The following is a 10,254-nucleotide window of genomic DNA, read 5'->3' on the forward strand; positions in this document are numbered from 1 at the left end:
GTTTTTTCGGCATGAAAAAATTAGTTTTAGAAGGGAGGGGTACCCCTCCCTTCTAAAACTAATTCATTAAAATAAAAGAAATAACTTAAATATACTTGACTAATCGTAAGAAAGGAGTTGTATTAAATGGGTGCAAAATGGATTAAGTTTGCTGTCATTTATTTAATTATTGGCATTGCATATGGCTTATTCATGCATTATACCATTCAACTTCAATGGAAAACATTGCACGCACATATTCTTGTAGTCGGTTGGCAATCCACAGGTCTTATAGGAGTTATTTATTCTATTTATAAAGATGCTGCAAGAACAAAACTAGCAATGTGGCAGTATTATTTACACAATATTGGGCTACCCATTCTTTTGGTTGGGATGTTATTTGTCCCTATATTAAATAGTATTCCGATGTGGCTATTTGAGCTTTGTGTTACTGGTGGCGGTCTAGCATTTGCACTTTCTATCATACTGTTTATTATTAATGTGTTTAAGAAAGTTGCTTAAATGAAATATCCCCTTCTCCATTTATGATCTCGCATGTAGCGGGATCTTTTTTATTGCACTGAACGCTGTAAAACTTGTATCTCTTTAGGTTAAAAACTAAAGGTTTTAGAACTTTTTACATATTTATATGGTTACAGCATCACTAAAATCTTTTTGGAGGGACACTGCCAAGAAATCCAACAAACAACTTTATATGTTATAACAGAAATGGGAGATTTTATGCAACCATTAGCGATTATTACTATCATTACATTTCTTGTGACCTTAGGATTTATCCTTTGGAGACCTCGAAATATTAATGAAGCAATTCCTGCAACAATTGGTGCTTTTATTATCATTATTTGTGGAACTGTGACTTTCCCAGATTTACTCTATATTACAAAAACAATTAGTGATGCTGCAATTACCATTATCGCAACGATTGTAATGGCAATTGTGTTAGAAAGCTTTGGATTCTTTAATTGGGTTGCAGAGAAGCTGGCAGAGAAAGCAAAAGGATCAGGCATTCGATTATTTTGGTATGTCAATTTCTTGTGCTTCCTGATGACGCTTTTCTTTAACAACGACGGAAGTATATTAATTACAACACCGATACTAATTATGCTATTAAATAATATGGGGCTAAAAAACCAACAAAAAATACCATACTTACTATCAGGGGGGTTAATAGCAACAGCATCGAGCGCTCCTATTGGGGTAAGTAATATTGTCAATTTAATTTCACTAAAAATTGTAGATATGAGTTTATATTCACAAACAGCTATGATGTTTGTACCAGCTACGATAGGACTTTTACTACTTGTTGGACTCCTCTACCTATATTTTAAAAAAGCTTTACCAAAACACGTACCTTCACAAGTAACAGGAATGACGCTCCCTTCCTACCATCCAATTAAACAAGGTTCATTCCAAAAAACAAAGAAGGACCGCGATAAATTTATGCGAAATGTCCTTCTATTTGTTGTTGTCGTTCGCGGAAGTCTTTTCATTGCGTCATTCTTCTCCATCCCAATCTCTGTAATGGCAGTTTTAGGCTCTCTAGTCTTACTTGGCTGGAGATGGGTAAGTTTAAAAATTCCCCCTGTAGATATGCTAAAAAAAATCCCATGGTATATTATCGTATTTGCTTTTAGTATGTATGTCATAATCTATGGGTTAACAAATATTGGATTAACAGACTGGCTCATTGCAACAATGAGTCCTATTGTTCAAGGAAGTCTATTAAATACAAGTGTATTAATGGGCATTGTCCTTTCTGTTTTATCCAATCTATTTAATAATCACCCAGCATTGATGGTCGGAACCATTACACTAACCAATTTAGGTCTAGACCCACTTTCATTAAAAGTAGCCTACTTAGCCAACGTAATCGGAAGTGACATCGGTTCCCTACTACTCCCAATAGGAACCCTTGCAACTTTAATGTGGATGCATATTTTAAGGGAAGGCAAAATAAAATTTAGTTGGTGGCAATATATTAAAGTCACAATTGTTGTCATTCCTCCAACAGTGATATTCACATTAATACTCCTATATTACTGGGTTACTTGGTTATTTTAATGTTGAAATGACTACTGATAGACACTCTATGGGGTTATTACGGGGAAATAGTAAGCTGCCTCCAAGGTATTCATGAACAGATATAAAATAGAAAACTAGTACGACACTCTTTATTTTGTCCCTCAAAAAAAGAGAGTTTAGTAGTAGGGCTGTGTAGAAAGACTTTCTGCACAGCCCTTTCTAAAATATTAATACTCCTGTGGAAATCACAATAAGTTGTCAACATCTTCTTCGCAAGTGGGCAACTCAAAAATGTTTTTTCAGATGTCCACATCTATCTTAAAACTTAAAATCTACCCAACTCTTTACTCTTGGGATATTTACGTGTTGATTGTAGGATTGATCCTTTACAAACACTTTTGTCGGTACATCACTTAAAGTTTCAAGAACAGCAGGCTTATCGTCAAAATAATAATCTAATTGAAGCTCTTTAATAATTTTTATTTTTTCATGGTCCTGCATTCCACAGTAAAAATGTGAATTAATCACTGGGAACCCTTTTTGAACAACCCAGTCTCTTGTGTTCGGACAATATTTTGCTGGTCGAGAAGTAATATAAAAGACTTCATGACCATCTTGAACAAGTTTATTTACAAATTCAATTGCTCCTTCAAAGGCAGGACAATCAGTAAAGTATACCTCTTCAAGTAAGCTATTCCACATTTGACTCCCTTGTTCTTTATCTAACCCAAAGGCTTCATGAATTTCAAGCGTTTTAAGCTCTCGGAAAATTTCTAAGCTGACATTTTGATTTAATTTTTTATTGTATATATGAAAGGCATGTTCACGTAAATTAATTAATGTATCATCTATATCAAAACCAAATCTCACTTTTCTACTCCCTTTATGAATAAAGAACAAATTGAGTAGCAAAAGTTTGCTCTTTTTCAATTTGAATCTTTTGTAATTTTTCTACTTCTTTTTTACGTTGTGTTGCGCAATTTAATATATCTAAATCTGTTATACGATGGTGTGCTAATAAAGTTGCTAATGTGTCTGCATCTTTAAGGGCACTATTTAATCCAAAAGCTCCTGTTGGCGTCATTGTATGGACTGCATCACCAATTAATGCTAGTCCCTCTTTTCCCCACTCCTCTGAAAAATTACTATGCACATCTAACAACACAAAATCGTTCCAAGATTTGATATGTTCGTTTACAGTTTGTTTAAGTTGTGGGAATGCTTTAATTAATTTTTCAATAAAAGGTGTGAAAGGTTGTTTTCGCAATTCAGGGTAAGAACCTTCTCGAATATTCCAACCGATTTGAATAAACCCTTTTGCTTGGGTAAATAGAGAAAGCTGCATTTCATCAATTAAAGCCATCTTAATAGATGGTTCCCAATTTGGTGGTGCAGGAATTTTAGCCCATAGCAAGTCATACCCATGCTTACGAACTTCTACATCTATTCCCGCTTTTTTACGAACTGTAGAGTAGCGGCCATCCGCACCAATTGTTAATAAAGAATGAATGATAATTTCTTTCCCATCTTGAACAGCTTTAACACCTGTATAACTGCCTAACTCATTTTTTAATAAATCCTTAACAGTTGTTCCAGTCATTAACGTGAAGTTCGGATATTTTTTTGCTTCATTTATGAGTACTGTTAACAGGTGTGCTTGTGGAACATGGATGCCAAAGTGCCCTACCGCTAGATCAGGATAAATCGTTTTAAACAGTTTTCCATTTTCCCAGTACTCTAACGTTTCCATTTTTAGCATCCCGAGTTCTTCAATTTTCGTAAAAAGGTTATGCTTTTTTAAAATTGCTTCCCCTTCTTCATTTAAATGTTCTCCTCGGAATTCTTTAAATACTTCTTTATGTCGTTCAAGTAAAACGACTTCCATACCTTGTTTCGCTAATAAATAAGCAAGCAATGCTCCGCCTGGTCCGGCCCCGACTATACAAATATCTGAGTTCATTTCCATTTTATTCACCTGACTTTGGATAAGCGGTAACGAGTAAGTCCACTCCGATTTGTTCAATTTTCTCAAATTCAAGATCGAGCGCTTCATCCATTGTATCCACATCTAGTCCCGTAATTGGGGATTTAGAATTTCGACCACCGATTAATTTTGGAGCAATATAAACAAGGAATTTATTTATTAATTTTGCCTTTAAAAATGAAGCATTGATTTCTGCTCCACCTTCTACTAATAGATCTGTAATTCCTAGTTTATATAATTCATCAAGCATTTCCTCTAAGTTTAGGCCATCTTGATTTGAAACTTGTACAATCTGAATTCCTTTTTCTTTTAGTTGCGTAATTTTTGCAGGGTCAGCATTTTTTCCACATACAACGATCGTCGGTGCTACCGATGTGTCAGTTACTTGAGCAGTTAAAGGAATTTTTAGTTCGCTATCTAAAATGATACGTGTAGGGTTTTTCCCCTGTTGATTTGGGAGTCGTGTCGTAAGTGCTGGATTGTCTGCAAGAACTGTACCAATACCAACTAAAATTCCATCCACTTCATTACGTAATTCATGTACCTTAAGTCTAGCCTCATCGCTTGTAATCCATTTTGAGTGTCCAGTATGCGTTGCGATTTTTCCATCTAATGTCATGGCAAACTTCGATGTAACAAAGGGACGATTCGTCAACATATTATGGATGAAACGTTCATTTAATTTTCTAGCTTCTTTTTCGAGCAAGCCAACCTCTACTTCTATCCCAGCATCTCTTATAATTTGGATTCCTCGTCCAGCAACAGAAGGATTTGGGTCCATCGTTGCAACTACCACTCGACTAACTTTAGATTCCTTCACTAAATTGGCACATGGTGGTGTTTTACCATAGTGAGAGCATGGTTCTAATGTGACATATAAAGTTGCGCCTTCTGCATGATGTCCCGCCATATTGAATGCGTGTACTTCTGCATGGGGTTCACCCGCTTTTCTATGTAGGCCTGTCCCAACGATTACCCCATTTTTTACAAGAACTGCCCCAACAACAGGATTCGGGTTTGTATTTCCCTTTGCTGAAGCAGCTAAATCTAGTGCTAACTGCATATAGTCTGTATCTGTCTTCATACCATTACGACTCCTTAGACGATTAATTGCTGTTCTGGAATATGTCCAGATTTCTTCACCTTTGTTTCAAGGTAATGGCGGTTTGTATCCGTCACTCCACCCCATAAAGGAATATGATCGTGAGCAAGTAATCCATGTTCTTTTAATGCTTTAAGTTTTTTCGGATTATTAGTAATTAACGTTACCGGTTTTGAACGTAAAGCTTCTAATACAGTAATGGCTTCCTCATAATTACGTGTATCATCTTCAAAGCCTAACGCGTGATTTGCCTCAACCGTGTCGAAACCTTCCTCTTGTAGTAAGTACGCTAATGATTTTGAAAATAACCCGATTCCACGGCCTTCGTGATTAGCTAAATAAAAGATTGCCCCACAACCATGGTCTGCAATCATTTTCATTGATTCATGAAGCTGATAGCCACAATCACAACGCTGACTACCAAAAATATCACCAGTATGGCAAATGCTATGCATGCGAATGATGGCATCATCACGATTTTCAAAATCTCCATATATCAAAACAGAAGACTGTTGTTTAGAAGCTAAATCTAAATTTACAATCGCATCTAAAATTAATTCTTTTGTAGCATATTGTTTATCAATATTTAACCATGTATACCATTGAAAAGTTGTTTGGAACTCACCTTGTTTAATTGGTAAATTCACTGGGCCAACTATACAAATATTTTCTTTATCATTAAATGGAACAATGTCCATTTTGTTTTTTAAAATCTCTTTTGTTTTCGAAAGATTCCCCATACCATCATCACCCATCTAGTTTTAATTATGACTATAATATTTTACGAAATTAGTTACTTTTTGTAACCAAGTATAATTTGATAAGTGATTGATGTCAATTCACTTATATTCCTACTTTTTTACTAAACTTTAATTCTTCGTAACATAATAATAGCTTAAGTAGATGATGAAATCAAAAATGGTGTACCGGGTACATAAACAATTCTGACTATTCAATACAATTTATAATTATGCAAAAAGGCTCTGCAATCTTGAGTTGCATAGCCTTTAAGTTTCAGTATTTGAGTTTTGCGAAATGTGTGTATACATCTTCCAACGTTTCACAACCAATTTCAATTGCTTTATTGATATAAATGCTCCATATTTTCGCGGTCATTTTTGCATCTGCTAACGCATTATGACGGTCAATGATAGGTATTTTATTATGTTCACAAAGGCTCTCTAATGAGATATTTTGAAAATTGGATTCGATAATTCTATAAAGAAATGATGTATCAACAATTCTATGTTTTAAAGGTGTCTTAAAAACTTTATTAGAAAAATACTGCATGAAATTTCGTTCATGGGATGCGTGATGTGCAACAAGTGTTGCATCTTGTGTAAATTCAAAAAACTTAATCATTACATCACCAATATTAGGAGCAGAACGTACTAAGTCATCTGTAATCCCAGTTAATTCTACTATATCTTTTGGAATGGTTTGATCAAAATAAATAAGAGAATAAAACTGTTCCTCCTCAATAATCCTTGACCCTTTCATTTTGATTGCACCAATAGAAAGAATCGAATCTTTTTCTGGAATAAAACCCGTTGTTTCAATATCAAACACTACAACATTTAATTCTTGCAAGGGAACTAACATAGCATTCTCTTTATTTATTTCTTTTTGTAAATGACGTAAGTAGGCCATTTGTTGAGAATTTTGGACGCTCCCACCTACACCAATTCGTCTTTTCTGTACACTTCTTAACAACTGCATAAAAGGTTCAAAAGCCATATGCTAAACACCCTTTTTTTCTAGTGTCATTTCTATAACATGATCGTGTAAACGTTTTCCACTCTTAATAATACTTTTTAGCTCTTTTCGTTCGTCTTTTGATAACTGCTTTATATTTAAGTAATGCGTGTTGTCATAATCTTGAATGTTTTCGATAGATAATCGATAGTTTAATAATTTTTCAAAATGAATTTCACTATTATGAAGTAGCTCTTGGTATTCTGGTTTTGCTTGTAATTTTCGAATTCTTTCTATAGTAGAAGTTTCGTAAATTCCTTCTTCAATTGACAGAAGTCGTATTGAGTTTACATAAGGTAAAAATGCAGCATATTTAATATTTATACACCCTTGATATATACCATGTTGCTCGACAATAAGCCGTCCCATTGGAGTTATCACATTTTTTACATGTTTAATATTTTCCACTAATCTACGTAAAAGCTCTGGATGTTGAAGTTGATAATTGTAAATAGTGCTCTTTAATTTGTGTATTAACTCTACATTTCCCGCTAATACCCTGGCATCATAAAAAATTTGAAGATAGCGGATTACTTCCCAAGAACCAATTTCCATCCAATTTATTAGTTGTTGCTCCCAATTTTCTAAACTTTTTCGCCAAATTGAATTGGAGCTCATAATTTTCCCCGTACAGAACGGGTAACCTACAGCATCTAAACCAAATGAAACTTCCTCACCAAGCGCTTTAAAATATTCGTCGTTTTCACTAGTTGAATACTCATAGACAAGCCCATGATCTTGATCACTGATAGCGCCTTGTTCAAAGCGTCCCCCGCTCCCTGTAATAAACCAAGCAAAATCACAAGGTGGCGACTCCATTAAATTTTGCTTCGCCACTTCCAAAACTTTTAACATAACCTCATCATGAAATTGATTAAGAGCGGTAGTATCTTTTAAAACATGAACAATGTTTCTATCCTTCCATACTTTTATAGATTCATAATCTCGCATACGAACACTTCCTTTTTAAATTAGGGAGCTGGCAAATCGAATTGAGAACGATACATTCCCACACGATAACAGAAAAGATTAGAAACTATTATGAAATATTTTCTATTAAAATAAAAGCCTCTTATCCTTGTAAGAGGCTTTTATATTTCAATGTTTAATTATGAAAACTTTTCTTTCGTTGCTGCTGTTGATAATTTTGCTTCTTCTAATGCCATTTGTTCTGGATAACCGTAGCTACCATGTTCACTAATATCTAAGCCCATGATTTCCTCTTCTTCAGTAACACGAAGGCCACCCATCAGTTTATCCATAATTTTTAATACAACGAAGGATACAACAAATGCATAGACACCACTTGCAACTACACCTAACGTTTGAACACCTAATTGCTCTAAGCCTCCGCCGTATAATAAACCTGGTAGACCCCAATCCGCACCTGATGATAATTCAGGTAAAGCAAATAATCCATTTGAAAGTGTACCCCAAACCCCTACAGTACCATGTACAGATAATGCAGCGATTGGATCATCAATTTTCATTTTATCGAATAATTTCATACTGAATACTACCATGATACCGCCGATTAGACCGATAATAACTGCTGCCCAAGGAGCTACGAAACCACATGAAGCTGTAATTGCAACTAAACCTGCTAATGCACCATTTAATGTTGTAGGTACGTCTGCTTTACCAGTAACTGCCCATGCAGTGAACATTGCTGCAACTGCACCAGCTGCTGCTGCTAACTGTGTATTTAAGATAACATATCCTAAGAATCCATCTGCAACACCGAAAGTACTTGCTCCGTTAAATCCAAACCAACCTACCCAAAGAATTAATACACCTAAAGTTGTATATACTTGGTTGTGCCCTGCTAAAACATTTGAAGAACCATCTCTGTTATATTTTCCGATACGAGGTTTAAGAATCATTGTTGCTGCTAGAGCTGCCATGGCACCTGTTAAGTGAACTACTGTTGAACCAGCGAAGTCTTGTTTTCCGTGTTCAGCTAACCAGCCACCACCCCAAATCCAGTGTGCAACTACTGGATAAATAACTGCCGAGAAGATTACTGCGAATATTACATAACTAGATAATTTTGCACGTTCCGCAAAACCACCAAATGCGATTGTTAACGATACAATTGCAAACATTACTTGGAATGAAAAGTCTACTGCTGGAGTAAGTCCTCCATCTGCAGCTGATGCGTCACCATAGAAGAAATTTGATAAACCGATAAATGCGTTACCTTCACCATATATGAATCCATATCCTACTGCCCAGAAAACTAAAGTACCGATACCCGCTGTAAAGATTGTTTTACCAGCGATGTGACCAGCATTTTTCATTCTTGTTGAACCTGCTTCAAGTAAAATGAATCCACCAATCATGAAGAACACTAATATGGCACCAATTGCCACCCACAGGTTATCCATTAAGACTTGCACTGCTTCCATAAAATCCTTCTCCCTTCACTCTTTAAGTACATGTCACTTTATATTATTATTGGATGTTAGAAAATGTAACATGTTTTTATTTACATTTATTGTACCTTAAATTAATTACATGTCAATATACGAGAAATACATTATTTTTCCAATATTACGAACAAAAAGACGTCTGAAACCCTGTAATATCAGGCATTTTAACTATTTTGACAGCTTTTTGACGAACTTTTATCACCTTATATAATTATTCGATTGAACTAATAGTTTAATTAGATTATTAAGGAATGACTCTATGAATAGATACACCATGTAACGTTTCATTACATTAAGAAATTACATTTCATGTTCACATCACCACCTTCTACCATTAAAATAAAAGGTAAGGAATTTTATGGTTTTCAGCATAGTGGAAAGGTGAATAAAAATATGTACAATAAAAATATTATGTATCCTCAATTAGAAACCCCTAGAATCCAACTTCAATTATTAACCCTTGATCATGTAGAAGAAGTATTTTCCCTTTTCTCAGATAGTGAAATCACTAAGTTTATGGATATCGAACCATGTAAAACTTTAGAGGAAGCAGAAGAAATCATTCAATTTCATATTGATGATTCTGGCTGTAGATGGGGCTTATTTGAAAAAGAGAGTAGCCAATTTATAGGAACAATTGGTTTTCACTATTTACGTAAAGCTGATGAATTTATAGCAGAGGTTGGGTTTGATTTACATAAAGCGTATTGGGGAAAAGGATTTATGACAGAAGCAATGAAGGAAGTAATCTCATTTGGTTTTTCCAGTATGGGGTTAGATATAATAGATGCGACTGTGGATCCTAAAAATGAGCGCTCAATTCATTTAATGAAAAAACGGTCCTTTGTCAATTGTTGGGGTAAGAAATGAGAGGACAAGAAAACTTGGATATTTGATATACTATTCTGCCATCCATTTCTTCTGAAGCGTAGCGAAGAAGGAATGGATGGCAGAACGCG

At 35.0% G+C, this 10,254-nt stretch carries 10 protein-coding genes; 3 read left to right on the forward strand and 7 right to left on the reverse strand.

The genetic code is table 11. From position 1 onward, the window contains the following. Positions 1 to 126: 126 nt before the first annotated feature. The gene (locus tag D8M03_RS16345; RefSeq protein WP_121215865.1) at positions 127 to 501 is read left to right on the forward strand and encodes a hypothetical protein; all 375 of its coding nucleotides are present in this window, start codon (positions 127 to 129) and stop codon (positions 499 to 501) included. Positions 502 to 720: 219 nt separating this feature from the next. Then, positions 721 to 2,061 carry an arsenic transporter gene (locus tag D8M03_RS16350; RefSeq protein ID WP_170148481.1) on the forward strand — a complete coding sequence of 447 codons (1,341 nt, stop codon included), beginning with the start codon at positions 721 to 723 and terminating at the stop codon, positions 2,059 to 2,061. 279 nt (positions 2,062 to 2,340) lie between these two features. Here the strand turns inward: D8M03_RS16350 and D8M03_RS16355 are convergent, their stop codons facing one another. From D8M03_RS16355 to D8M03_RS16385, 7 genes are all read right to left on the reverse strand, one after another. Then, entirely contained in the window at positions 2,341 to 2,892 is a 552-nt protein-coding gene (locus D8M03_RS16355) for a 5' nucleotidase, NT5C type (RefSeq protein ID WP_121215866.1), read from the reverse strand. Positions 2,893 to 2,905: 13 nt separating this feature from the next. Then, a complete protein-coding gene (locus D8M03_RS16360; RefSeq protein WP_121215867.1) occupies positions 2,906 to 3,988 on the reverse strand; it encodes an FAD-dependent monooxygenase in 1,083 nt (360 codons plus the stop codon). A 1-nt stretch (position 3,989) separates the two neighbouring features. Further along, on the reverse strand, positions 3,990 to 5,090 hold the full coding sequence (gene ribD / locus D8M03_RS16365) for a bifunctional diaminohydroxyphosphoribosylaminopyrimidine deaminase/5-amino-6-(5-phosphoribosylamino)uracil reductase RibD (RefSeq protein WP_121215868.1): 1,101 nt from the start codon (positions 5,088 to 5,090) through the stop codon (positions 3,990 to 3,992). Between the two features lie 14 nt (positions 5,091 to 5,104). Then, positions 5,105 to 5,848 (reverse strand): GTP cyclohydrolase II, encoded by a 744-nt coding sequence (locus D8M03_RS16370; RefSeq protein ID WP_121215869.1) that lies wholly within the window; start codon positions 5,846 to 5,848, stop codon positions 5,105 to 5,107. Between the two features lie 274 nt (positions 5,849 to 6,122). Next, positions 6,123 to 6,845, reverse strand: a complete 723-nt coding sequence (locus D8M03_RS16375) for an exonuclease domain-containing protein (RefSeq protein WP_121215870.1) — start codon at positions 6,843 to 6,845, stop codon at positions 6,123 to 6,125. 3 nt (positions 6,846 to 6,848) lie between these two features. After that, positions 6,849 to 7,814 carry a DUF294 nucleotidyltransferase-like domain-containing protein gene (locus tag D8M03_RS16380; RefSeq protein WP_121215871.1) on the reverse strand — a complete coding sequence of 322 codons (966 nt, stop codon included), beginning with the start codon at positions 7,812 to 7,814 and terminating at the stop codon, positions 6,849 to 6,851. A 158-nt stretch (positions 7,815 to 7,972) separates the two neighbouring features. Continuing rightward, the gene (locus tag D8M03_RS16385; RefSeq protein WP_121215872.1) at positions 7,973 to 9,271 is read right to left on the reverse strand and encodes an ammonium transporter; all 1,299 of its coding nucleotides are present in this window, start codon (positions 9,269 to 9,271) and stop codon (positions 7,973 to 7,975) included. Positions 9,272 to 9,688: 417 nt separating this feature from the next. On the opposite strand from D8M03_RS16385, the gene D8M03_RS16390 reads away from it, so the two are divergent. Continuing rightward, positions 9,689 to 10,165, forward strand: coding sequence for a GNAT family N-acetyltransferase (locus D8M03_RS16390; RefSeq protein WP_121215873.1), 477 nt, complete (start codon positions 9,689 to 9,691; stop codon positions 10,163 to 10,165). Positions 10,166 to 10,254 lie beyond the last annotated feature (89 nt).

The organism is Ureibacillus endophyticus (assembly GCF_003628435.1).
In the GTDB taxonomy this organism is placed as follows: domain Bacteria; phylum Bacillota; class Bacilli; order Bacillales_A; family Planococcaceae; genus Ureibacillus; species Ureibacillus endophyticus.

Bases quoted from the DNA above. Each gene is read 5' to 3' on its own strand.
- D8M03_RS16345 (WP_121215865.1), top strand. From the start codon at position 127: ATGGGTGCAAAATGGATTAAGTTTGCTGTCATTTATTTAATTATTGGC.
- D8M03_RS16350 (WP_170148481.1), top strand. From the start codon at position 721: ATGCAACCATTAGCGATTATTACTATCATTACATTTCTTGTGACCTTA.
- D8M03_RS16360 (WP_121215867.1), bottom strand. From the start codon at position 3,988: ATGGAAATGAACTCAGATATTTGTATAGTCGGGGCCGGACCAGGCGGA.
- ribD (WP_121215868.1), bottom strand. From the start codon at position 5,090: ATGAAGACAGATACAGACTATATGCAGTTAGCACTAGATTTAGCTGCT.
- D8M03_RS16370 (WP_121215869.1), bottom strand. From the start codon at position 5,848: ATGGGGAATCTTTCGAAAACAAAAGAGATTTTAAAAAACAAAATGGAC.
- D8M03_RS16375 (WP_121215870.1), bottom strand. From the start codon at position 6,845: ATGGCTTTTGAACCTTTTATGCAGTTGTTAAGAAGTGTACAGAAAAGA.
- D8M03_RS16380 (WP_121215871.1), bottom strand. From the start codon at position 7,814: ATGCGAGATTATGAATCTATAAAAGTATGGAAGGATAGAAACATTGTT.
- D8M03_RS16385 (WP_121215872.1), bottom strand. From the start codon at position 9,271: ATGGAAGCAGTGCAAGTCTTAATGGATAACCTGTGGGTGGCAATTGGT.
- D8M03_RS16390 (WP_121215873.1), top strand. From the start codon at position 9,689: ATGTACAATAAAAATATTATGTATCCTCAATTAGAAACCCCTAGAATC.